This window comes from Actinoplanes sp. NPDC020271 (assembly GCF_044388125.1).
GTDB lineage: Bacteria > Actinomycetota > Actinomycetes > Mycobacteriales > Micromonosporaceae > Actinoplanes.
Map to the genome: position 1 here is coordinate 190,506 of NZ_JBIRWQ010000015.1, position 23,923 is coordinate 214,428.

Here is a 23,923-nt window from a genome sequence, read left to right on the forward strand (position 1 = left end):
GCAGGCTGGCGTGTTCGACCACGACACCCTTGGGCCGGCCGGTCGAACCCGAGGTGTAGATCAGATACGCACCGCTGCGCGGGTCGACCACGCGAAGCTGCGCCTCGGCGGTCTCGCCCAGCAACTCCGGCGTCACGATCACCACCGGGGACGCGTCAGCCAGCAGATACTCGATCCGCTCGGCCGGATGATCCACATCGATCGGCAGGTAGATCGCCCCGGCCCGCAGCACGGCCAGCCACGCCACGATCGCATCCTCGGTCCGCGGCAACAGGACGGCGACCACCTTCTCCGGCCCCGCACCACGAGCCACCAGCACCCGCGCGAGACGATCCACGCGCACGGCCAGATCCCCGTACGTCAAAGAACTCGACCTGAAACGAACAGCAACCGCGCCCGGGGCCCGCCGGACAACAGCCTCGAACTCGTCCAGAACAGTGCCCGGCCAAACCTCCGAGACGGGACCGGGATCCCGCAGGATGCCGGAGGGACGCGCCGTGAGCGGCGGTGTGCCCGCGACGAACGCGTCCAGCAGCGCGCGGAATCGGCCGAGAATTCCCAGCGCAGCGGCGCGGTCGTAGAGGTCGGGGCGGTGTTCGAGGCGCAGTCGCAGGGCGGCGTGCGGGACGACGACCAGGCTCAGCGGGTAGTGCGTGGCGTCGACCGGGATGCCGCCGCCGATCTCCAGACCGTCGACGCGCGGCAGTCCGGCCGTCGCCGGGTAGCTCTCGAAAACGGTCAGCGTGTCGAACAGGTCGCCGGCTCCGGCAAGGCGCTGGACGGCGGCGAGGCCGAGGTACTGGTGGTCGAGGAGCGCGGCCTGCTCGCCCTGCACGCGGCGCAGCAGCTCGGTCCAGGTCTCGGCGGGGTTCAGGCGCACGCGGACCGGGACGGTGTTGATGAACAGCCCCACCATGTCCTCGACACCGGGCAGCTCGGCCGGACGGCCGGAGACGGTGGCGCCGAACACCACGTCGTCACGACCGGTCAGCGCGGCGAGCAGCAGCGCCCACGCGCCCTGCACGACGGTGTTGAGCGTGAGGCCGTTCCGCCGGGCCGTGGCGGTCAGGCGTGCAGTGTCACTTTCGGTCAGGACGATCTCGGCGACCTCGGGCAACGCGACCACCGCGGGGGCATCCGGCGCGACCAGGGTCGGCTCGTCCACGCCGGCCAGCGCGGTGCGCCAGGCGCTCTCCGCGGCCACCACGTCCCGGCCCTTCAGCCAGGCCAGATAGTCGGTGAACGGGCGTGGTCGCGGCCGGCCGATCCGGGCGTACGTGGCGAACAGGTCCCGCATCGCGAGCGGTCCCGACCAGCCGTCCATCAGCAGGTGGTGCTGGGTGAGGACGAGCCGGTGATCGCCGTCGCCGAGCGTGGCCAGGACGAACCGCAGCAGCGGCGGCCGGGCCAGGTCGAACCGTTGCCGGCGCTCACTCGCGACCAGCGCCTCGAACCCGGCGGCGTCCACGGTGACCCGGGTGAACGGCACCGTCACGCGCGCCGGGACGACCTGGACCGCGGTGCCCGCGGCGGTGCGGGTGAAGCCGCCGCGCAGGTTCGGGTAGCGGTTCAGCAGCCCGGCCGCGGAGGCTTCCAGCCGGGCGGCGTCGACCGGGCCGGTCAGCGTGAAGACCTGCTGGACCGTGTAGACGTCGGTGTCCTGATCGAGATCGGACAGGTAGTAGAGGCCCTCCTGCAGCGGGGAGAGCGGCAGGACGTCGGCCGGGTCCGGGAACCGCCCGGTCAGCTCGGCCAGATCATCCGCGGTCAGCCCGGCCAGTGGGACGTCGGACGGGGTCAGCACGCCGGCACCGGGCTCGTTCGCGGCGGCGAGCAGCGCCACCAGCGCGGCCAGCCAGTCGTCGGCGATCCGCCGCACCTCGGTGTCACCGAGCACGGCGGCCGGGTAACTGAACTCGGCTCGCAGCACCGGCCCGTCCGCGCCGTCCACCGCGGTCACGTTGACGGCAAGCCGATGACTGACGGGCATCCGCGGGTCAGCCACGGTGTGCGCGGCGGGAAGCTCCGGCGCGAGCCCCCAGTCCACACCCTCCTGCGGCACCGAGAAACGCCCCAGGTAATTGAAAAGCACCTCCGGCTCGACCAGGGGCAGGCCGGGTCCGAGGTAGCGGAGCACGCCGTAGCCGATGCCGCCGTCCGGAACGGCCCGCAACTGTTCCTTGACGCCGCGCAGGACGGCGGCGGGGCCACCGGCGGCAGCGGGGAGGCGCACCGGGTATTCGCTGGTGAACCAGCCGACCGTGCGGACCAGGTCGGCGCCGGGCACGACCTGCTCCTCGCGGCCGTGGCCCTCCAGGCCGACCAGGGTTCCGGTGTGCGGGCCGGAACGACGGGCCAGAGCGAGAGCGAGACCGGCGAGCAGGACGTCCTGGACCCCGGCGCGGAAGATCTCCGGGACGGTGGACAGCAGCGGGCCGGTCACCGCCGCGTCGACGTGCACGGTGACGTGCCGCAGCGTTCCGGCGGTGTCCCGGGCCGGGTCGAGCTGACGTTCGCCCGGACGACCGGTGATCCGCGCCGGCACGCCCTCGCCGGGTTCGCCGGTGACCTGCTGCCACGGTTCACGGTCGGGTGCCACCTCGCGCACGCCGAGCGCCCAGGCGCGGAACGACGTGCCGGTGACGGCCGGGGTCTCACCACACGCGGCAGTCGCCAGATCCTCGGCCAGGATGCGCCACGAGACACCGTCGACGACCAGGTGGTGGGCGACGAGAAGCAGGCGACCGGGCTGTTCGCCCCGGTCGAACCAGACCGCCTGGACCATCGTGCCGGCGGCGGGGTCGAGCCGGTCGGCGGCGGCCTCCCGCTCGGCGGAGACGACCTCGGTGAGGGTCCGGCCGGCGAGGTCGTCACCGGCGACGACGCGCAGATCGAGGCTCAGGTCGCCGGCCGGCACGTCCAGAGCCCAGCGACCCTCGGGGGTGGTGACGAGCCGGGCCCGCAGGATGTCGTGCGGGGCGAGGGCAGCTTCGACGACCGCGGCGACCTCGGCCGGGTTCGCACCGGCGGGCGTGCGTAGCAGCAACGCCTGCGAGTACCGGTTGATCGGAGCTTCCAGGCCGCGGAGCCAGGCGATGATCGGAGTCTCCGGTGCGACACCGGTGCCGGACTCCACCGGGACCGCCGCACTCCCGGCCGCGGCGCCGGCGGCCCGGGCCAGCGCGGCGACGGTCTGATGTTCGAACACCTGGCGCGGGGCGAAGTGCAGGCCGGCGACCCGGGCACGGGAGACGAGCTGGATCGCGAGGATGCTGTCGCCGCCGAGCGCGAAGAAACCGTCGTGCCGGCCGATCGCCTGTTCGCCGAGACCGAGCAGCCCGGCGAAGACGTTCGCCAGCGTGCGCTCGGCGTCGTCGGCCGGTTCCGCGCCGGCGGCGGTGAGAGTCTCCGCCGCCGGCAACGCTTCCTTGTCGACCTTGCCGCTGCTGGTGAGCGGCAACGCGTCGAGCACCACGACCGCGGCCGGCACCAGCGGAGCGGGCAGCCGGGCCGCAAGGTGATCACGAAGCTCGGGGCCCGTGGTGGTGCTGACCGCGTAGGCGAGGAGGTGGTTGTCGCGGACGACGACGGTTGCCTGCGTGACGGCCGGGTGGGCGGTGAGTTCCGCCTCGACCTCGCCCGGCTCTACCCGGAAGCCGCGGAGCTGGACCTGCTCGTCGGTGCGGCCGAGGAACTCGATCTCGCCGGTGCGCGTGCGCCGGACCAGGTCGCCGGTGCGGTACATGCGGGCGCCCGGCTCGGCGAACGGGTCCGCCACGAAACGGGCGGCGGTCAGGGCGGGACGGTTGAGGTAGCCGCGGGCCAGGCCGTCGCCGCCCAGGTACAGCTCGCCGGGGACGCCGGGCGGGACCGGGCGCAGGCGGGCGTCGAGGACGTAGGCGGTGCGGTTCAGCTCGGGGCGGCCGATCAGGACGGTGGAGAATTCCGCCGTCGCCGTCCAGCTGGTGGCGGTGACGGTGGTTTCCGTCGGGCCGTACGCGTTGATCAGCCGCCGGCCCCGGGACCAGCGCCGCACCTGGTCGGCCGGCATCGCCTCGCCACCGGCGACGACGGTGACGCCCGCCGGGAGGTCCGCGGTGGGCAGCGCCGCGAGCAGTGCCGGTGGCAGGTCGACGTGGGTGAGGCCGCGCCCGGCGATGAACGCGCCGAGGCCGGTGCCGAGGCGGGCATCCTCGGGGACGATCACCAGGGTTCCGCCGGAGAGGATCGTGGCGGCGAACTCGCTGAAGGCTACGTCAACGCCCGGTGACACGAACTGCGACGCCCGCGTGCCCGGGCCGGTGCCGAAACCTTCGCGCACGCTCGTGACCAGGGCGGACAGGCCACGGTGCGGGACCACCACACCCTTGGGGCGGCCGGTGGAGCCGGAGGTGTAGATGACGTACGCGGGGGAATCCGGGTTGATCTTGATCTTGGGGTTGCCCGGGTCGGCGGGCAGGTCGCCGATCTCGGTCAGTACCAGGACCGGGTCGGCGTCGGCGATCTGGAGTTCGTGGCGGCTCGCCGGGTGGTTCGGGTCGAGCGGCAGGATGGCGGCGCCGGACTTCGCGATGGCGAGCATGGCGACGACCAGGTCGGCCGAGCGGGGCAGCAGGGTGGCGACGACGCGTTCCGGCCCGGCACCCGCCGCGATCAGCCGGTGCGCGAGCCGGTTGGCCAGGGCGTTCAGCTCGGCGTAGGTGAGCGTGCGCCCCCCGTCCTCCACAGCGGCCGCGTCAGGCGCGCCGGCGCAAGTGGCCGTGAACAGATCGCCGAGCGTTTGCGGCGCAAGGTCGCGGCGCGGGCCGGCCAGGGGCGCGCGCTCCGCCTCGTCGAGCAGGTCCACCGAGGAGATCGCCACACCCGGGTCGGCCGTGACGGCGTGCAGGAGTCGCACCAGGCGGTGGGCGAAAGCGGTCACCGTCTCCCGGTCGAACAGGTCGGTACGGTACTCGACGCTGCCGATCGGCCCACCCGGGCGCTCGGCCACGTCGACGGTCAGGTCGAACTTGGCGGTGCCGGTCGATACGAGCCGGGGCGTGACCTCGGCCCCGGGGAATCCGGCGATCGCGGGGAGCGCCGCCTGGTAGGACACCATCACCTGGAACAGCGGGTGGTGACCGAGGGACCGCCGCGGGTTGAGCTCCTCGACGAGGCGTTCGAACGGCACGTCCTGATGGGCAAGAGCGGTCAGATCGGCGGCCCGGACCCGCGCCAGCAGCTCGGCGAAGGTGGGGTCACCGGAGACGTCGGTCCGCAGCACGACCGTGTTGACGAAGAAGCCGACGAGCCGTTCGAGGGCGTCGTCGCCGCGGCCGGCCACCGGCGTGCCGAGCGGGATGTCGTCGCCGGCGCCGAGCCGGCTCAGCAGGGCCGCGACCGCCGCCTGCAGGGTCATGAAAACGGTGACCCCGTTGTCGCGGGCGAGTCGCCGCAGCGCTTCTTCAAGGTCTTTCCCGATCGGGAACGTGACGGTGTCACCGGCTGCGGAGGCCTGCGCGGGCCGCGGCCGGTCGGTGGGCAGGCGCAGCACCTCGGGCGCGCCGGCCAGGTTGTCCCGCCAGAAGTCGACGTCCACGGGCAGGTCGTTGTGCCAGGCGGCGTAGTCGGTGTAGCGCACCGGCAGCGGCGCCCACTCCGGCCGGTGCCCGGCGAGGCGGGCGGCGTAGGCGGTGGCCAGGTCGTCGAGCATCGGCGTCAGCGACCACTCGTCCCCGGCGATGTGGTGCACGAGCAGCAGCAACACGCTCTGCGACGGGAACCAGCGAACGCGCAGCGGCGCCTCGGCGGTGATGTCGAACGGCTCGCGGACGGCCGCGTCGAGGTCGCCGTCCTCGATCACCAGGCGTACGTCGGGGCCGAGCACCACCGGCTCCGGCGTGAAGACCGTCCGCAGTGGCTCGTGCCGCGTGACCAGGTCGTTCAGGGCGGCCCGCAGCGCGTCCAGGTCGAGTTCACCGTCGACGTCCAGCGCGAGCGGCAGGTTGTAGGTGGCGTCGGGCCCGTCCAGCTGGGTCAGGAACCACATCCGGCGCTGCGCCGCCGACATGACGGGCGCACCCGCGTGCGGCACCAGCGGCGGACGGTGGAACGGTTTGAGCCGGGTCGCCAGCGCGGCCACCGAGGGCGCCTCGAACACGTCGCGCAGGGTCACCTCGGCGCTGAGCACGGTCCGCACCCGCGCCGCGACTCGCGCGGCCAGCAGCGAGTGCCCGCCGAGGGCGAAGAAATCCTCCCGGAGAGCGACCGACGGCACGCCGAGCACCTCGGCGAAGATGTCCGTCAGCAACTCTTCCTCGGGGGTGCGCGCGGTTTCCGGCGCCGTGACCGCGTAGTCCGGCGCGGGCAACGCGTTGCGGTCGAGCTTGCCGTTGGGCGTCGTCGGCAGCGCGCCGATCGCGACGATCGCCGCCGGCACCATGTAGTCGGGCAGCACCCCGGCCGCGCGCTGCCGAAGACCATCAAGATCAAGAGTGGAGCCGGCCGAAGCCGGCGAGGCGACCACGTAGGCGACCAGCCGACGATCGCCGGGACGATCCTCGCGGATGATCGCCACCGCGCGCGTCACCCCGGGATCGCTCTCCAGAACGGCCTCGATCTCCCCGAGCTCGATCCGGAACCCGCGCAGTTTCACCTGGTGGTCGACCCGGCCGAGCACGTCGAACGTCCCGTCGGCCCGCCGCCGGGCCAGGTCACCGGTGCGGTACATCCGCTCCCCCGGCGCCCACGGGTCGGCCACGAACCGCGCCGCGGTCAGCCCGGCCCGGTTCAGGTAGCCACGCGCCACCCCGGCCCCGGCCAGGTACAGCTCGCCCGCGAACCCGTCCGGCACCGGCCGCAGCGCCGCGTCCAGCACGTACGCCCGGGTGTTCCGGATCGGTCGTCCCACGCTGACGTCGTCGCTGGTCAGCCGATGCGCGGTCGACCAGATCGTGGTCTCGGTCGGCCCGTACAGGTTGGTCACCCCGGCCGCGTGCCTGCGCAGTTCCGCCGCGAGTTCCGGCGGCAGTGCCTCCCCGCCGACGAGCACCCGCAGCCCGCTGAGCGCCGCCGTCCCGCCGGGCACGTCGGCGAGCGCGCGCCACAGTGTCGGCGTCGCCTGCACCACGGTGGCGCCGGTGCTTCTCACCAGCTCGGCCAGGACGAAAGGATCCTGCACGGACTCCTTGGCGGCAAGCACCACCGCGGCACCGCACAACAGCGGCAGGTACAGCTCCAGCCCGGAGATGTCGAAACTCACCGTCGTCACCGCGAGCAGCCGGTCGTCACCGCCGAGCGGCACCTCCGCCTGCATGGCGAGCAGGAAGTTGACCAGGTTCTCCCTGGTCACGACCACGCCCTTGGGCTTTCCGGTGGATCCGGAGGTGTAAAGGACGTACGCCGAATCGTCTTTGATCGAGAAAGTGGACGGGCGCGTCTCGATGCCGCCGGGCGTGATCACCAGCGCCGGATCGCTGTCCTCGATCATCCAGGCGAGCCGGTCGGCCGGGAAGTCCGGGTCGAGCGGCAGGTAGGTGGCGCCGGTCCACTGCACGGCCAGCAGCGTGACCAGCAGTTCGGCGGTGCGCGGCAGCCGGACGGCGACGATGCGTCCGGGGCCCGCGCCACGCTCGGCCAGCGAGGTCGCGAGGGCGGCGACGCGGTCTTCGAGCTGGGCATGGGTGAGCGACGCGCCGCCGGGTTCGATCAGGGCAACCGATTGGGGGGTACGGGCGACCTGCGCACGCCAGAGCTCGACGAGTCCCGCCGCCGGCAGTTCCCGCGCGGTGTCCTCGACGACCGGCGAGTCGACCAGCCCGATCCGCCCGGTCGCCGTGTCGGCGCCGGTCAGCGCCAGGGTCGCGAGCAGGCCGGCGAGCCGCGCCGCGTGACCGTCCAGCTCGGTCTCGGTGTACCGTCCCGGGTTCGCGTCGACGGCGAGTTCGAGCCGGTCACCGCCACGGTCGTCGAGCGTGATGGACAGGTCGTCGACCGGCCCCGGCGACACGTACCGCGGGGTTCCGGGGTTGCCGCCGAAGTCGAGCGTCGCCCCGAACGGTTTGATGTTGACCCACGGCCCGGTCAGCCGTCGTTCCCCGCCGACCAGGCCCAGGTCGCGCCGGATGTCCTCGCCGCGGTAGCGCTGGTGCCGCCGGATCTCCCTGATCTCCGCGGCGACCCGCGCGATCAGCTCGGCGACGGTGTCCGCCGGGTGCACCGTGAGGCGCAGCGGCAGCACGTTGACGGCGGTGACCGGCACCCGAGCGGCGACCGAGCCGAGCCGGCCCATCATCGGCAGGCCGAGCACGACGTCGGCGGCGCCGGTGAGCCGGTGCACGTAGAGCGCGGTGGCGGCCAGCACCGCCTCCACACGGGTGGCTTTCGCGGCACCGCCGAGTGCGGTCAGCCCACGGCCGACCTCGGCGGGCAGGATGGCGCGGTGGCGAAGGAAAGTCCTACCGGGCCGCGACGGGCCGGACGAGAGGTCGGGAACGTCGAGGCCGGCCAGGCGCGAGAGCCAGAACGCGCGGTCGGTCCCGCGCTTCTCGGAGGCGTGGTAGGCGGCGTCCTCGGCGACCACTTCGGCGAGCGTGCCGAACGGGTTCCCGGGCACGTCGGCACCGGCGATCAGGGCGCTGTAGACGGCGGCGAGCCGGTTCGCGATCAGCGCGTACGTGTAGGCGTCCAGCACGATGTGGTGGCACCGCTGGTACCAGGTCCACCGGCCGGGGCCGCGCCGGATCAGCGCCTGCGCGAAGACCGGCCCGGCGGCCAGGTCGATCGGCGTCGCCAGGTCCGCCCGGATCCACCGGTCGAGGGCATCGTCGTCGAGCTCCAGGACCGACAGGGTCCACGAGGGATCCTCGACGATCTCCTGCCGTGGTACGGCGTCAGCATCGGAGAACCGCACGCGCAGCGCCTCCGCGTCGGCGATGGTGCGGCGCAGCGCCCGTTCGAAGACCACCGGGTCGATCTCGCCGTCGACGTCGACGCAGGCGGCTGTGGTGAACGCCGGCCCGGGGTCCAGGTGCTGGGCGAACCAGACACCGGCCTGGGCCGCGGTGAGCTCGAGACGGTCGGGCACTGGCGTAACTCCGATGTTGTGCAGGGTGGTGCCCGCCGTGCGCGGCAACGCACGGCGGTCCACGGCCGGGGCGGTGGTTCAGGCGTCCATCTGGGCGACGAGGGAGGCGGGCCGCATGTCGGTCCAGTTCTTCTCGACGTAGTCCAGGCACGCGGCCCGGCTCTCCTCGCCGAACGCGACCGTCCAGCCGGCCGGCACGTCGGCGAAGGCGGGCCAGAGCGAGTGCTGGCGCTCGTCGTTGACCAGCACCAGGTACCGGCCGTCCTCGTCCTCGAACGGGTTGGTCGTCACTTCGCCTCCGTCCAGGCCAGGCCGTCGGCCGACGGGACCAGGCCGTTCTCCAGCAGGGGCAGTTCCCGGGCGTCCTGGCCGAGCACGCCGCGCACCTGCACGTTGTTCATCTCGGCCATCACCTCGCGGACCACCGGTGTACCGAAGAGGTGGTGCATCCTGTCGCCGGTCTCGGTGTCCATGGCGCCGGTCTTCTGCACCGCGTCGGCGAGCGCGCCGGACGACTCGCGGAAGTCGCCGGCGAGCCGGCCGGCGTCGGTGAACGCCGCCTCGCCGGAGTGCACGCCGCCGACCAGGCTGACGAACGCCTCCAGGTCGGAGGCGTCGAAGTTCATGACCTTGCGGGCCTTCCAGAAGTACGACTCCTCGTTGCCCTGCATGTCGTAGAACGCGGAGAGGAACTCGTAGAAGACCCGGTACTCCCGGCGGTAGCGCCCCTCGAACTCGGCGAAGACGCGCTCCTCGGTGTTCTCGCCGGCCAGCACGGTGTTGATCGAGCGGGCGGCGAGCAGGCCGGCGTAGGTGGCCAGGTGCACCCCGGTGGAGAAGACCGGGTCGATGAAGCACGCCGCGTCGCCGACGAGCACCATGCCGGGCCGGTGGAACGTCGAGTTGGTGTACGAGTAGTCCTTGCGGGTGCGGATCTCGCCGTAGACGCCCTCGGTGACCCGGGTCGCGCCGGCGAGCATGTCCTTGACGATCGCGCAGCGGTCGATGAACCCGCGCATCGCCTGTTCCTGGTCGCCCTGCAGCTCGGCCGCGTGCTCCCGGGCGATCACCACGCCGACGCTGGTGAGTTCGTCGGAGAGCGGGATGTACCAGATCCAGCCCTCGTCGAAGGCGGCGCAGAGGATGTTGCCGCTGTCCGGGGCGGGCAGCCGCTTGCCGCCGGTGAAGTAGCCGAACAGCGCGATGTTCTGGAAGAAGTCGGAGTACAGCCGCTCGCCGCCGACGTTCTGGTGGACCCGGCTGCGGTTGCCGGAGGCGTCGACCACGAAGGACGCGCGGATCTCGTGCTCGGCGCCGTCCGGGTCGGTGTAGCGCACGCCGCGGACCCGCTCGTCGTCGCTGACGACCTCGGTGACCGGGCTGTTCTCCCGTACGTCGACGCCGTTGTCCGCCGCGTTGCGCAGCAGGATGTCGTCGAACTTCATCCGCTCGACCTGGTACGCGGTCGAGGTCGGGCCGGACAGCTCCGGGGCGACCGCGAACAGGAAGTTCCACGGCACCGGGTTGGTGCCCCAGCGGAAGCTGCCACCGCGCTTGACGGTGAACGCCGCCTTCTCCAGTTCCGCGGTGACGCCGAGCATCCGGCCGATGCCGTGCACCGTGGACGGCAGCAGCGACTCACCGATCTGGTAGCGGGGGAAGGTCTCCTTCTCCAGCAGGACAACCCGGTGCCCGCGCTTGGCGAGCAGGGTGGCGGTGGTCGACCCACCCGGGCCCCCGCCGATGACGACGACGGCGGCACTCTCGATGATCGGGCTCAACGCTTCCCCTCCAGCAGGTTCCACCACGCGGTGACCGTCGGCTCCTTGGCCAGGTCGAGATATCCGGCCTCGTAACCGGCTTCCCGCCAGCGGGTGGCGAGGCTCATCAGCCGGATCGAGTCGAGTCCGAGGTCGATCAGGTTCTCGTCGTCGGCGAAACTGCCCGGCTCCTCGGCCAGCACCTCGGCGACGTCGCTGCGCAGACGGTCGAGGCTCAGGGGTGCGGTCATGTGCGGAGGTCCTTCGGTAGTCATTAGTTAGGTAAGGCTTACCTTATTCGGCGATGCCGGTAAAGGTGCACCGGGGTCATTTCCGGAAATCTCATAGGAATAGAGGGCAGCGCGCTTATGGCCAAGATCACGAACGCCCAGCACGCGGAACCCGGCGCCGGCGAACATCCGGCGAGCCATCGCGTGCCGCTCGTCCGGGTCGGCCAGGACCCGGCGCATCCGCGGGTCCGCCACGGACAGACCCTCGGCGATCGCGCGGACCATCCGCCGGCCCAGACCGCGACCGGTCCGGTCGCGGTCGCCGATCGCGAGGTGGATGCCGAGGTCGTACGGGTCGGCGTCGTACCGCAGTCCGACGACGTCCCGCGGCGTGCGGTAGATCTCCGCGTAGGCCAGTGGATCGCCCCGGTAGGACACCAGGCACGGGCGTGAGCACTCCCCGGCCAGCTGCCGGGCGATCGTGCCGGCCCAGCGCTCGGGCGTCCACGCCTGCTCCCAGAACTGGTCCACGTGCGGCTCGTTCATCCACCGGCTGACCAGCTCCGGGTCGTCACCCCCGGCGTCGAGCACCCGGATCGACCAGGGCGCCCCGAGGACCGGCAGGGGTGGCGGCCCCGCCGCGACGACCGCCGCGGCGAGACCGTCGGTCACCTCGCGGGCGGACACTCAGGCGGCCTTCTCGGACGCGTCCGAGATCACCGGCAGGACGTTGTCGATGAGGTACTGCACGGACAGCGCGGTCGGTGAGCGCAGCGCCGAGAACTGCGGGGCGGTCAGCGCCTTGTACGAGCCGCGCTTGACCGAGCCCAGCCCCTTGAACAGGCTGTTTCCCTCCAGCGCGGGCTGCAGCTCCGATTCGGCGTAGTAGACGAGCGTCACGTTCGCGTCGAGGACGGCGACCTTCTCCAGGCTCAGCTGCACCGCGAACTCGTCGCCCTTGAGCCCGGCCACGGCCGGCGCCAGCTTCATGCCGAAGTCGTTGAGCATCTTCACGCCGGCGTCCTTCTCGGAACGCAGCACGCCGATCGAGCCGGCCTCCCACATCTGACTGAGCGTGAACTCCTTGCCGGCCAGCTCCGGGTGGCCGGTCCTGGCCTTGGCGACCTTGCCCTCGACCTCGGAGACGACCTGCTCGGCCTTCGCGCTCCGGCCGACCGCCTTGCCGACCTGCCGCAGCGTGGTCTGCCACGGGTCCTCGAAGGCGCCGGTGGTCTCGTAGGCCGTGGTCGGCGCGAGCTGGCTGAGCTTGGCGTACTCGTCGGCGATGTAGTAGTCGCCACCGGCCAGGATGAGGTCCGGCGCCAGCGCCGCGATCTTCTCCACGTCGAACCCGCTGTCACCGGCCGTCAGCATGGTCGGCTTGCCGGTCAGCAGCGGCTGGGCCCAGTCGGTGATGCCGTTCTCGCCGGAGGACTCGGCGACGCCGACCGGCTGCACGCCGAGCAGCAGCAGCGCGTCGAGGTCCGCGTCGGAGAGCGCGACGACGCGCTGCGGAGCCGCCTTGACCTCGGCCGTGCCGAGCTTGTGCGGCAGTGTGACCGGGAAGCTCGCAGCCGCGGCGGCCGACGAGGCCGATGCCGCCGTGTCGTCACCGTCGTCGCCGCCGCAGCCGCTGAGCACGGTGAGCCCGGCGGCGAGCGCGAGCCCGGCCGCGAGGGTGCGGCGGGAAACGGAGAGGGGGAGGGACATGTGGGACCTCTCGATCGCAAAGTTAGGTGAGGCTAAGCTAAGCGACGCTCCGTTGCGGAGGCAATACGGGGGTCCGTGTTTTGGTAAGGCTAACCTTCCATAGAATTCGGGCAATGGACAAGAGGGAAGATCGATAGTGGCCACACTCCGGCTCGCCCGCCCGGCACCGGTCACGCACCGTCGTGGCTGGACGCTGATCGTCCTGATGGCGGCGGTGGCCGTGGCCGTCGTCCTGAGCCTGTCGATCGGTGCGCAGACGCTGAGCCCGGCCGAGATCTGGCACGCTCTGGTCGACCCGGACCCGTCCGCACCGGCCACCGCGATCATCCGCGAACTGCGTCTGCCCCGCACGGTCCTCGGCGTCCTGGCCGGGCTCGCCCTCGGCGCAGCCGGCGCGCTGATGCAGGGGCACACCCGCAACCCCCTCGCCGATCCGGGGCTGCTCGGCATCTCGGCCGGCGCGTCCTTCTTCGTGGTCCTGGCGATTCAGTACGGCGTGGGCACGCTCACCGGCTACATCTGGTTCGCGTTCGCCGGGGCGCTGCTGGCCAGCCTGGCCGTGTTCGGCGTCGCGGCCGGTGGGCGGGGCGGGCCCACCCCGGTCACGCTGGCGCTGGCCGGTCTGGCGATGAGCGCGCTGCTCAGCTCGTTCACGCAGTCGCTGCTGCTGACCGACGACGCCAGCCTCAACGTCTTCCGCTTCTGGGTGGTCGGCTCGGTCTCCGGCCGCGGCAGCGAGGTGTCCGCCCAGGTCGCGCCGTTCATCGCCGCCGGGCTCGGGCTGGCCCTGGTCAACGCGCCGGCGCTGAACGCGCTCGGCCTCGGCGAGGACGTCGCCCGGGCACTGGGCCAGCGCATCCTCCCGGCCCGGATCGTCGGCGTGACCGCGATCGTGCTGCTCGCCGGGGCGGCCACCGCGGCCTGCGGGCCGATCATCTTCCTCGGCCTGATCGTTCCCCACGCGGCCCGCGCGCTGACCGGTCCCGACCATCGCTGGCTGATCCCCTGCTCGGCGCTGGCCGGCGCGGTGCTGCTGCTGATCGCGGACACCGCCGGCCGGGTCGTGCTGCGCCCGGCCGAGCTGCAGACCGGGATCATGCTGGCCGCGGCCGGCGCGCCGTTCTTCATCGCCCTCGTCCGCCGCCGCACGGGGACGGTGCGGCTGTGACGCTCTCCACCCCGGTCCGGCCCCGCGGCCGCCTCGTCGTGCGGGCCGGCCGGTTCACCGCGACCGTCTCGCCGCGCGGCGTCGCCGTCGGCCTCGCCGGGCTGGTGGCCGTGACCGCCGTCGCGGTGTTCAGCATCAGTCACGGCAGCTTCACGATCGCGCCCGGCGACGTCGTCGCCACCCTGCTCGGCGGCGGCACCACGGCGCAACGACTGATCGTCCTGGACCTTCGGCTGCCCCGGATCCTGGTCGCGCTGCTGGTCGGCGCGGCGCTCGCGGTCTCCGGGGCGCTCACCCAGACCTTCGCCCGCAACCCTCTGGCCAGCCCGGACATCCTCGGCGTGAACCGCGGCGCCTCACTCGGGGCGGTCGCGCTGATCGTGCTCGGCGGGTCCTCGGCCACCGGCATCCCGCTCGCCGCGCTGACCGGGGCGCTGATCACGGCCACCGCCGTGTACCTGCTGGCCTGGCGGCGCGGCGTCGACGGCTACCGGCTCGTGCTGGTCGGCATCGGCGTCGGCGAGATCGTCAACGCGGGCGTGTCCTGGTTCCTGATCCGCGCCGAGATCGTCGACGCGGCGCGCGCCACCGTCTGGCTCAACGGCTCGGTCGCCGGGGCCGACTGGACCCAGGTGCGGCCACTTACCCTGGCCCTGGTGATGCTGCTGCCACTGGCGGTGGCGACGGCCTTCACGTTGCAGGCGCTGCAGTTCGGCGACGACGTGGCACGGTCCTGGGGCGTACGCCTGAAGGTCGCGCAGTCGGCAGTGGTGCTGACCGCCGTGGCCCTCGCCGCCGCCGCGGTCGCCGCCGCCGGCCCGATCGAGTTCGTCGCGCTGGTCGTCCCGCAGATCGCGCTGCGGCTGTGCGGAGGCTACCGCCCGCCACTGATCGTCTCGGCCGTGCTCGGCGCGCTGCTGGTCGCCGGGGCCGACCTGGTCGCCCGCGTCGCGCTGCCCGGCCGGGAACTGCCGGTCGGGCTGGTCACCGCCGTGCTCGGCGCGCCCTATCTGCTGTGGCTGCTGATCCGCACCAACCGGAGGACGACATGACCACGCCTGAGGATCTTTGCGCCGAGCCCGCGTCCACGCCGGTGACCTCGCGGCTGCGGGCACGGGGCCTGCGGCTCGGATACGGCGACGACATCGTGGTCGACGGGCTCGACCTCGACGTTCCCGACCGGGCGGTGACCGCGGTGGTCGGCCCCAACGGCTGCGGCAAATCCACGGTGCTGCGGGCTCTGGGGCGACTGCTCACGCCGTACGCCGGGGAGGTTCTTCTCGATGGCCACCGCATCGACCGGATGCCCACCCGCGAGGTCGCCCGGATCATCGGCATGCTCCCCCAGTCACCGGTCGCACCGGACGGTCTGACCGTCGCCGACCTGGTGATGCGCGGCCGGCACCCGCACCAGACGTGGTTCCACCAGTGGTCCGGCGCCGATCAGGACGTGGTCACCGAGGTGCTGGAGTGGACCGGCATGCGCGAGTTCGCGGACCGGCCGGTCGAGGCGCTCTCCGGCGGGCAGCGGCAGCGCGCCTGGATCTCGATGGCGCTCGCTCAGGGCACCGACATGCTGCTGCTCGACGAACCGACCACGTTCCTCGACCTGGCCCATCAGATCGACGTGCTCGACCTGGTCGGCCGGCTGCATCGGGAACGCGGCCGGACGGTCGTCATGGTGCTGCACGACCTGAACCTGGCCGCGCGGTACGCCCAGCACGTGATCGCCATGCACGCCGGGCGGATCGTCGCGCAGGGCCCGCCGGCCGAGGTCTTCACCGTGGAACTGCTGGCCCAGGTCTTCGGGCTGACCGCGATGGTCGTGCCCGACCCGGCGAGCGGGACGCCGCTGGTGGTCCCGCTCCCCCGGGCCGCCTGAGCCGGTTCGGCCGGCGCCCGCGGATCACCCGGCGTGCCGGCGCCCGCGCACGCTGACCGGCTCGGATGCGGCCGGTCAGCGTGCCTGCGCAGGCAAGGTCAGCGCAGAGTGTCCACGTCGATGACGAAGCGGTAGCGGACGTCGGACTTGAGCACCCGCTCGTAGGCCTCGTTCACCGCCTCGGCGCTGATCACCTCGACCTCCGGCGCCACGTCGTGCTCGGCGCAGAAGTCCAGCATCTCCTGGGTCTCGCCGATCCCGCCGATGCTGGAACCGGCGAACGAGCGCCGCTGGCCGAAGAGCGCGAACACCGGCACCGCCAGCGGCTCCGGCGGCGCGCCGACGCTGACCAGCGTGCCGTCCAGGCGCAGCAGGCCCAGGTAGGAGTGCATGTCGATGGGCGCGCTGACGGTGTTGACGATCAGGTCGAAGGTGTTCCGCAACGTCTCGAACGTCGCGTCGTCACTGGTGGCGTAGTAGTGCTGGGCGCCGAACGCGAGCCCGTCGTCCTTCTTGCTGAGCGTCTGTGACAGCACGGTCACCTCGGCGCCCATCGCCGCGGCGATCTTGACGGCCATGTGACCGAGACCACCCATGCCGACCACGGCGACCTTCTTGCCCGGGCCGGCGTTCCAGTGCGCCAGCGGCGAGTACGTGGTGATGCCGGCGCACAGCAGCGGCGCGGCCGCCTCGTACGGGATCGACTCGGGAACCCGCAGCACGAAGTCCTGATCGACGACCACGTGCGTGGAGTAACCGCCCTGCGTGACGGTGCCGTCCCGGTCGACGCTCGCGTAGGTGCCGACATTGCCGCCCGTGCAGTACTGCTCCAGGCCGGCCTTGCAGTTGTCACAGACCCGGCACGAGTTGACCATGCAGCCGACGCCGACCCGGTCACCGACCGCGTGGCGGGTGACCTCGGCGCCGACCTCGCTGACCACGCCGACGATCTCGTGGCCGACGGTCAGGGGGTAGGGCACCTCGCCCCACTCCCCGCGCACGGTGTGGATGTCGGAGTGGCAGATGCCGGCGTAACGGATCTCGATGAGCACGTCGCGCGGCCCGACGTCACGCCGCTCGACGGTGGTGCGCACGAGCGGGTCGGTGGCGGAGGTCGCGGCGATCGCGTTGACGGTGAGAATGATGCCCTCCCAGTGAAGATTTCAGCTGACTCATCACACCTACCCAGCTCGGCGCGAGCAAGTCCTCGCTGAGGGGTGTACCAGCAGTACCACCCAGGGCTAACCGCTGCTGACAGCGGCGTCGCGCCGCAGCGGGACGGCCGTCGCGGACACGTCGGCCGGGGGCAGCGGCGGGCGCGGCACGGTCAGCACGAACGTCGACCCGTGCGGCGAGTGCGGGCGGTAGGCGACGGTGATCCCACCCGCCGAGGCCAGCTGCCGGACCAGATAGAGGCCGAGCCCGGTGCCCGGCTTGGTGATCGCCACCCCGGTCTCCGCGCGGGCGAAGCGGTCGAACAGGTGCGGGACGAACGCCTCCGGCACACCCTCGCCGTTGTCGGTCACCTGGATCTCGACGTGGTGCGGGCGGCCGATGACGTGGACGGTGACCGGCGGGGCGCCGTACTTCACCGCGTTGCCGAGCAGGTTCCCCAGGATCAGCTGCAGGTGCGTCGGGTCGGCCACGGCGATCGACCGGTCCGGCGCCAGCACCGTGATCGGCTTGCCCGGCGGCAGGCCCTGCGCGGTGATCGCCTCCGGGACCAGCTGCGACAGGTCGAGCACGACCGGGCGCGCGACGATCGCGCCGGCGTCGAGCTGGGCCAGGGTGAGGATCTCCGCGACCAGTTGGTCGGCGCGATGCCCGCCGGCGGTCATCTGCCGTACGCGATGAATGCGATCCTCATCGGTCAGCTCGGGCCACTCCTCGATCAGCAGCTCGCCACCGGCCACGATCCCGGTCAGCGGCTGCCGGACGTCGTGGGTGAGCATCGTGATGAAGTCCGCCATCTGCGCGTTGGCCAGCTGCAACTCCTCCGCGCGCTCGGCCAGCTCAGCCTGCTGACGGTCGCGGGTGCGTTTCAGGGTGTTCCGCTCGGTCATGTCGATGATCTGCGCGGCGAAGAACTGCGGCTGGCCGCCCGGATCGCGCAGCAGGATGCTGGTGACGATCACCTCCAGGTAGTGGCCGTCCGCGTGGCGGTATCGTTTCTCCAGCTCGAAGCCGTCGAGCCGGCCGGCGCGGCAGTCGTCGACCGCCTGGACGCAGGGGGCGGTGTCGTCGGGGTGGGTGAACTCGGTGAAATCGCGCCCGACCAGGTCCTCGGGCGGGTGGCCGAGCATCCGGGCCAGCTCCGGGTTGACCCGCAGGAAACGGCCGCGCGGGTCGGCGATCAGCATCCCGATCCGGGAACTGTCGAACACCTTGCGGAAACGCTGCTCGCTGGCCTGCAGCTCACGACGATTGCGGCGGGCGCGGGCGGCCGCCACGACGACCAGCAGGCCGACGCCGGCCGCGGTGACCACGGCGACCCGGCCCGCCGTCTCGTTGCCGTGCACCGAGCCGAAGAGCACCTCCTCGGGCACGGTCGCCGACAGCCGCCACGGTGCGCCGGGGACCGGCATCGCCGCATAACGCCACCAGCGCCCGCCGGCCCGGTAGCGCCCCTGATCACTCGCGGTCAGCGCGCGGGCCAGGTCGGGGTCGTTCCCGCTCAGCGACGGGCTGGCGGCGTTCAACTTCCGGTTACTGGCGGCGATCATGCCGGCATCGTCGGTCAGCTGCACGCGGATGTCGTCGAACGTCCAGGCGGTGGAGAGATACGACGACAGCGGACTGTCGGAAATCGCCACCGCGCCGGAGAACACCCGCCGGCCGGAACCCGTGGCGAACGGCACGGCGAAAGCCACCACCGGCTCGCGGCGGACGACGGATTCCACCACCGGCGACACCGCCGGGCGGCCGTCCCGGACCGCGATGCGCAGGTGGGCGTACGTCCCGGTGAGATCCTTCCCCGTCATCGCCGGCTCGTCGGGCACCGCGTGCAGCAACCGGCCCCGCGCGTCCAGCAGCACCGCCGCCGGATAGCCGAAACCGCCGACCGAACGCGCGAATTCCCGCTGCGTCACGGCGGGATCCGCCAGCAGCGCCTCGGCCTGAATCCGCTCGCGGTCCAGCAGGTCGGTGACATAACTGCCGACGAAGTCGCGGATCAGATCCAGACGCGTCTCGAACCGTTGGACCAGGCCGGTCCGGCTCTGCGACTGGGCCCACAGCAGGGCCGCCGTCCCGCTCGCGGTCAGAACCAGCCAGATCGCCAGGGGAACGGCTATGAATTGCCACCACGTCCGTGGTGACCAGCCGGCCCGCACTCCCCCACTTTTGTCCGCCGGGCGGCGGGGCCGCAGGTCATTCCGACAATCATGCCGGGGGCGGCGCGGTCGGGCGCAGGACCGGCCGGCGGCTGAGCGTCCGGCGCACGTCGCCGTCCCGCACCCCCGGGCAGGCCGCGACCCGGTGCCCAGCCGGCGTCGCGGCCCCGCGCCCGGCGACGCCATGCCCCAGTGCCCGACGGGCCTGCGGTCACCGTGGTGACCGGAATGCGGGTTAGCCTGCGCCCCATGGCAAGCGAACTCGACGAACTGATCGTCCCCGACGCTGAATCACTGCGCGCGTGGCTGCTGGAGCAGCACACCACCTCCCCGGGGGTCTGGCTGGCGCTGACCAAGAAGGGCGGCACCGTCACCACCCTGACCTGGCAGCAGGCGGTGGACGAGGGCTTGTGCTTCGGCTGGATCGACGGGCAGGCGCGCAAGCGGGACAAGGCCTCGTCGTGGATCCGCTACACGCCACGCCGGTCGCGCAGCGCCTGGTCGCAGCGCAACGTCGAGCACGTCGCCCGGCTGGAGTCCGAGGGGCGGATGCAGCCGGCGGGCCGGGCCGCGGTGGAGGCGGCGAAGGCGGACGGCCGCTGGGCGGCCGCCTACGCGCCGACGTCGCAGGCCGAGGTGCCCGATGATCTGCTGGCCGCGATCGCCGCCGAACCCGCTGCTCAGGCCATGTTCGAGGTGCTGACGAAGACGAACCGTTTCGCGATGGTCTACCGCCTCAACGCGGTGAAACGGGCCGAGACCCGGGAGCGCAAGATCGGCGAGTTCGTCGCGATGCTGGCCCGCCAGGAGACGTTTCACCCGCAGAAGGCCCGCCCCGCCGGCCGGCCGGATCAGGACGGGCTCGCGCCCGCGCAGAGCCCCCCGAGGTAGACGCTGACCGTGCCGTCCGCGGAACGGTCAGCCGCCGTCGACGCCCACGGTTTGTCGTCGCGCATCGCCACATAGACCTGGTGCGCCGAGCCGGCGTAACCCTCCTGCGCGTGACGCCAGGTGACCGGCTTCGGCAGTTGGGCGGCCGTCGCGGCCAGCGCGGCCTCGGCCGTCGGCCCGGTCCCGGGCCGGTAGACCCAGTCGACGGTCGATTTCTCCGGCGGCCGGCAGCCGAGCGCCGCGAGGTCCCCGGTGCGCCAGGCACCGGCCGGGTCCAGCACCTCGATCGTCACCGGCGGGTCCTGCCTGCTCCCGGTGTCGTGGGCGCAGTTCAGCGAGACCCGGCCCGGGGCGAGGTCGAGCACCAGGTCGGTCCCCGACGCGACCGGCCGGCCGCCGTTCGCCCCGATCCCCTGGTCGTGGACGAAGTTGAGGTAGGTGCCGGACCCGCCGGACGTGTCCTCGACGTGAAGGTGCACGCCGTCGTTCCGGGCCGCGAACCGGGTGCCCGAGATCGTGGTGCCACCCGGGGAGCAGACGACGTCCACCACCCCGGGCAGTTCCGGCGCGGGGCTGGTCGCCGCGACCGATGTACCGCATCCTGCGGCGACTCCCAGCGTCGCCGCGATCACGGCCGTCGTGACAGGTCTGCTCATTCCCGGTGCCCCGTTCGTCAGCGCCGCGCCGCGCCATCCGCGGCATTCGTCTCCGTGTGGACGCGCCTCACCCCCCATCGGTTCCCCGCAGACCCACAAGATTCAGATCTTTCCCGGGTACGAACGGATCCACCGCCCGCAAACGCGTCGACGTCGGGGGTCGGCTGCTCCGAGGTCCGTGTCGTATCGTCTGACGGTGCCCGATTCTGTAGCGCGCCGCGACGGCGCGGCTGTCCAACGTGCCACTGCCGGTGGTCCGCCGCGCCGGAGTGCCGGTGGCCCTCCCCTGAAGACGAAAGCCGAGAAGCGGGCCGAGGCCAAGGCGGCCAAGGCACGCGCCCGGGCGATGCAGAAACGTCGCCAGACGCTGACCGTGGCCGGTGCGGCGATCGTGGTGCTGGCGCTCGTCGTCGGGCTGATCACGTGGATCGCCGGCGCGTCCGACTCGACGCCGTCGACGGCGACCACCGCCACCGCCACTCCCGCCGCCGCCGCGTCGAGTGCGGCGTTCCCGCCGGTGCCGCCGGGCGCCGATCCGGCGTTGAGCACGAAGCCCAAGGCCACCGCGGGCAAGGGGAAGCTCACCCAGCTCACGACGACGACCGTCATCGAGGGCACGGGGCCGGCCGTGCAGTCGGGTCAGACGATCACCGTCAACTACGTCGGGGTCACCTATGCCGACGGCAAGGAGTTCGACTCGTCCTGGAGCCGGTCGGAGGCGTTCCCCTTCCAGATCGGGACCGGCGGTGTCATCAAGGGCTGGGACCAGGGGCTGATCGGCGTGAAGGTCGGCAGCCGGGTGCAGCTCGACATCCCGGCCGCCCTGGCCTACGGCGAGAACCCGACCGGCGGTCAGCCGGCCGGTGCCCTGCGGTTCATCGTCGACGTGCTGGGCGCGTCCTGACCTCTCGCAAGCAGTGACGGGAGGGTGCGCGTCACCGGCACCCTCCCGTCACTGCTCAGCGGCTCGGGTTCAGCGCGCGGTCCGGCTCTCCCGGTCCTGGGCGTCCTTGGCGATGCGGACCAGTTCCACCAGACCTCCGGCGTACTCCTGGGACTCGGCGTGCGCCTCGTCGTACGGCGGCTGGAACCCGACCCCCTCCCATTCCTGGGTCGCCTCGTTCCAGATGTCGTTGCCGACCTCGAAGTCCCAGGCGTCGATGCCCAGCTCGTAGTAGAGCTGGTCGGCCGAGTTCCCGGCGGCCGAGTAGAGCACGTCCGCGACCGGTCCGGTGTAGGCCGGCCACGTCACGGTGCCGCGGGAGGCGGCGATGGCCCCGACGATGCGCCGGGCGCTGTCGAGGTAGAACTTCGACTCGTCGATCGACGGGCGGGGCAGCGTGACCCGGCCGTCGGCCTTGTAGGAGCCGGGCGGCCACATGAAGTAGCCCCCGTAGGAGTGCACGTTCAGCGCGAACCGGATGTTCGGGTGCGCGGAGGCGAGCGCGATGACGTTGCTGCTCTCCGCCTCGGACAGTTCCGCGGTGCCGGCGTAGGTCCCGGAGAGGCAGTTCGGGCTGCCGCCCACGTACCCGTCGAAGTACGAGCCGACCGTGTAGTTGCGGTTCACGTCGACACCCCACGAGTTGCGGTACCGCGGGTCCCGGTCGGCGCCGGTGCAGTGGTTGACGAGATTCTTCCGCTGGAAGTTGAAGTCGTTGAAGGAGTAGTTCGCCCCGTCCGGGTTGACGGTGGGGATGACGAACACGTCGACGTTGTCGACAAGTTCCTTCGTCGCCGGGTCGGTGGAGTAATTCGCCAGCAGCCGCTCGGCGAACTCCAGTGTGACCAGTGGCGTCGCCCATTCCCGGGCGTGCTCCTGGGAGTAGGCGAGCACGCCGATCTTGGACCCGTCCCGCGCCTTGCCGATCCGCAGTGCCTGCACGGTCCACGGTTTCTTCGACACCTCGGTGCCGGCCAGCCCGTCGTCGAGCCGGACCGGCGCGACCACCGGCATCGGCAGCCCGGCGGATCCGGTCTCGACCACCGCGCGGAACCGCTGCGGGTACTTCGCGGTGATGAACGCGGCCACGTCGTCGGTGGTGCTTGTCGTCTTGCCGGCGTCGTCGGTGGCCAGCCGGACGGTCAGGACCCGGTCGACGTACGACGCGGCGAGCGGGCGGTTCCTGGCACCCGGGTCGACGGTGCGCACCTGCACCCCGTTCATGCCCTGGTCACCGAACTTCACCGACTCCACCACGACGGCGGCGGCATTCGGGTCACCGAGGTAGGCGACGGCCGTACGCCGATAGCCCTGGGTCTTGTCGGGCAGATTGATGACGTCGACGAGCTTCGGGTACTGCCGGGCCAGCCGCTTGATCCGGGCGGCGATGTCGGTCGGGGTCATGTAGGCGGCGATGAAGTCCTTCTGGTACCCGGCCGGTGCCGGCGGCGGCGTCGCGGCCGGCCACGTGGACGGCGTCACCGCACGGGACTTCCCACCGAGGCTGGACGTGGCGGAAACCTTCACCGGCTTTCCGGGCAGCGGCTGCGGCAACGCGTAGTGGTACTGATATTCACCCGAGTCCTCGAACCGGACGAGCGGATACGTGCCGGTGGCGCCGTCGGCGGTGGTCCATGTGACGGTGATCTCGACATCCGGGTCGTCGGTCGCGGTCGTCGCCACCTGCGTCTGCAGGAACGTGCGCCCACCGGTCGTCCACCAGTAGGCCTGCAGGAACTGCAGAGTGTCCGCGGTGGCGGAGAGCTTCGACCGGCGCGCGGGCGCGTTCGACTCGGTGCCGATCAGCTGGACCGGCACGGCGCCGGTTCTCACGAGTTCGGCGAGTTGGACGTCGTCGACGACGACATCGGCGAGAATCGCGCCGGCGTCGGTCTTCGGCCGGGCCGCCAGATCGGCGCCCTGCACGACGAGACGGTCCAGCGCGGCCTGATCGGCCAGTCGGAAACGGATCAGCGCATGCTCGCCACTGCTGAGCGAGATGGCCGGGGCTGCTGCCTCGGTGGGTTCGGCGCCGGCCGGGGTCGCGGCGAGCGAGGAACCCAGGATGAGCAGGGCGGCGGTGGCCGCCCAACGGACTCGGAGCGACATCAAGCCTCCTGAGCATAGAAGGTCATGACTGTCACCCCATCGTGGCGATCGATCGATGTCAACATGCGTCGATGCGCCGGGTCCGCTTCGGTCACCCTTCACCCGATTTCCGGTACGCGGTGAGCCCACGCCCGCCGCCCGCTGCCGCAAGCCGGTCCCGGGTCGATCCCGCAGCGCG

15 protein-coding genes (1 of these 15 running past the window's edge) are annotated in these 23,923 nt (G+C 72.1%); 5 read left to right on the plus strand and 10 right to left on the minus strand.

The window, feature by feature from the left end; genetic code table 11:
- From ACH442_RS29695 to ACH442_RS29720, 6 genes are all read right to left on the minus strand, one after another.
- Nucleotides 1–9,064: the 5' portion of an amino acid adenylation domain-containing protein gene (locus tag ACH442_RS29695; RefSeq protein WP_396341404.1), read on the minus strand. 5,618 nt of this gene lie to the left of the window's left edge; the window shows 9,064 of its 14,682 coding nt (coding positions 1–9,064); its start codon is at nucleotides 9,062–9,064; its stop codon lies beyond the left edge, outside the window.
- 78 nt (nucleotides 9,065–9,142) lie between these two features.
- Nucleotides 9,143–9,355 carry an MbtH family protein gene (locus tag ACH442_RS29700; RefSeq protein WP_396341405.1) on the minus strand — a complete coding sequence of 71 codons (213 nt, stop codon included), beginning with the start codon at nucleotides 9,353–9,355 and terminating at the stop codon, nucleotides 9,143–9,145.
- Nucleotides 9,352–10,845 (minus strand): tryptophan 7-halogenase, encoded by a 1,494-nt coding sequence (locus tag ACH442_RS29705; RefSeq protein ID WP_396341406.1) that lies wholly within the window; start codon nucleotides 10,843–10,845, stop codon nucleotides 9,352–9,354. The genes ACH442_RS29700 and ACH442_RS29705 overlap by 4 nt, the downstream gene beginning before the upstream one ends.
- A complete protein-coding gene (locus ACH442_RS29710) occupies nucleotides 10,842–11,075 on the minus strand; it encodes a phosphopantetheine-binding protein (protein ID WP_396341407.1) in 234 nt (77 codons plus the stop codon). Before ACH442_RS29710 ends, ACH442_RS29705 begins: the two co-directional genes overlap by 4 nt.
- 27 nt (nucleotides 11,076–11,102) lie before the next feature.
- A complete protein-coding gene (locus ACH442_RS29715; RefSeq protein ID WP_396341408.1) occupies nucleotides 11,103–11,741 on the minus strand; it encodes a GNAT family N-acetyltransferase in 639 nt (212 codons plus the stop codon).
- Nucleotides 11,742–12,764: an ABC transporter substrate-binding protein gene (locus ACH442_RS29720; protein WP_396341409.1), complete on the minus strand. Its 1,023-nt coding sequence runs from the start codon at nucleotides 12,762–12,764 to the stop codon at nucleotides 11,742–11,744.
- A gap of 205 nt (nucleotides 12,765–12,969) precedes the next feature.
- On the opposite strand from ACH442_RS29720, the gene ACH442_RS29725 reads away from it, so the two are divergent.
- From ACH442_RS29725 to ACH442_RS29735, 3 genes are read left to right on the plus strand one after another with little or no spacing between them, the layout of a single operon-like run.
- Complete coding sequence (locus ACH442_RS29725) at nucleotides 12,970–13,932, plus strand: FecCD family ABC transporter permease (RefSeq protein ID WP_396341431.1); 963 nt, start codon at nucleotides 12,970–12,972, stop codon at nucleotides 13,930–13,932.
- Nucleotides 13,929–14,984 (plus strand): FecCD family ABC transporter permease, encoded by a 1,056-nt coding sequence (locus tag ACH442_RS29730; RefSeq protein ID WP_396341410.1) that lies wholly within the window; start codon nucleotides 13,929–13,931, stop codon nucleotides 14,982–14,984. Before ACH442_RS29725 ends, ACH442_RS29730 begins: the two co-directional genes overlap by 4 nt.
- Complete coding sequence (locus ACH442_RS29735; RefSeq protein ID WP_396341411.1) at nucleotides 14,981–15,814, plus strand: ABC transporter ATP-binding protein; 834 nt, start codon at nucleotides 14,981–14,983, stop codon at nucleotides 15,812–15,814. The genes ACH442_RS29730 and ACH442_RS29735 overlap by 4 nt, the downstream gene beginning before the upstream one ends.
- Before the next feature lie 98 nt (nucleotides 15,815–15,912).
- On the opposite strand, the gene ACH442_RS29740 is transcribed toward ACH442_RS29735, so the two are convergent.
- On the minus strand, nucleotides 15,913–16,956 hold the full coding sequence (locus ACH442_RS29740; RefSeq protein ID WP_396341432.1) for an NAD(P)-dependent alcohol dehydrogenase: 1,044 nt from the start codon (nucleotides 16,954–16,956) through the stop codon (nucleotides 15,913–15,915).
- Between the two features lie 99 nt (nucleotides 16,957–17,055).
- Nucleotides 17,056–19,146: an ATP-binding protein gene (locus tag ACH442_RS29745; protein WP_396341412.1), complete on the minus strand. Its 2,091-nt coding sequence runs from the start codon at nucleotides 19,144–19,146 to the stop codon at nucleotides 17,056–17,058.
- A gap of 249 nt (nucleotides 19,147–19,395) precedes the next feature.
- Here ACH442_RS29745 and ACH442_RS29750 point away from each other — a divergent pair, with 249 nt between their 5' ends.
- Nucleotides 19,396–20,037 (plus strand): YdeI family protein, encoded by a 642-nt coding sequence (locus ACH442_RS29750; protein WP_396341413.1) that lies wholly within the window; start codon nucleotides 19,396–19,398, stop codon nucleotides 20,035–20,037.
- Here the strand turns inward: ACH442_RS29750 and ACH442_RS29755 are convergent.
- Nucleotides 19,998–20,693 (minus strand): hypothetical protein, encoded by a 696-nt coding sequence (locus ACH442_RS29755; protein ID WP_396341414.1) that lies wholly within the window; start codon nucleotides 20,691–20,693, stop codon nucleotides 19,998–20,000. The two genes, ACH442_RS29750 and ACH442_RS29755, sit on opposite strands and share 40 nt — an antisense overlap.
- A gap of 196 nt (nucleotides 20,694–20,889) precedes the next feature.
- On the opposite strand from ACH442_RS29755, the gene ACH442_RS29760 reads away from it, so the two are divergent.
- Nucleotides 20,890–21,597 carry an FKBP-type peptidyl-prolyl cis-trans isomerase gene (locus ACH442_RS29760; RefSeq protein WP_396341415.1) on the plus strand — a complete coding sequence of 236 codons (708 nt, stop codon included), beginning with the start codon at nucleotides 20,890–20,892 and terminating at the stop codon, nucleotides 21,595–21,597.
- Between the two features lie 69 nt (nucleotides 21,598–21,666).
- On the opposite strand, the gene ACH442_RS29765 is transcribed toward ACH442_RS29760, so the two are convergent.
- Entirely contained in the window at nucleotides 21,667–23,745 is a 2,079-nt protein-coding gene (locus ACH442_RS29765) for a M14 family zinc carboxypeptidase (protein ID WP_396341416.1), read from the minus strand.
- Between the last annotated feature and the right edge of the window lie 178 nt (nucleotides 23,746–23,923).

Coding starts and splice junctions, on each gene's coding strand:
- ACH442_RS29710 (WP_396341407.1), bottom strand. CDS start 11,075: ATGACCGCACCCCTGAGCCTCGACCGTCTGCGCAGCGACGTCGCCGAG.
- ACH442_RS29725 (WP_396341431.1), top strand. CDS start 12,970: ATGGCGGCGGTGGCCGTGGCCGTCGTCCTGAGCCTGTCGATCGGTGCG.
- ACH442_RS29755 (WP_396341414.1), bottom strand. CDS start 20,693: ATGAGCAGACCTGTCACGACGGCCGTGATCGCGGCGACGCTGGGAGTC.
- ACH442_RS29765 (WP_396341416.1), bottom strand. CDS start 23,745: ATGTCGCTCCGAGTCCGTTGGGCGGCCACCGCCGCCCTGCTCATCCTG.
- ACH442_RS29720 (WP_396341409.1), bottom strand. CDS start 12,764: ATGTCCCTCCCCCTCTCCGTTTCCCGCCGCACCCTCGCGGCCGGGCTC.
- ACH442_RS29735 (WP_396341411.1), top strand. CDS start 14,981: ATGACCACGCCTGAGGATCTTTGCGCCGAGCCCGCGTCCACGCCGGTG.
- ACH442_RS29750 (WP_396341413.1), top strand. CDS start 19,396: ATGGCAAGCGAACTCGACGAACTGATCGTCCCCGACGCTGAATCACTG.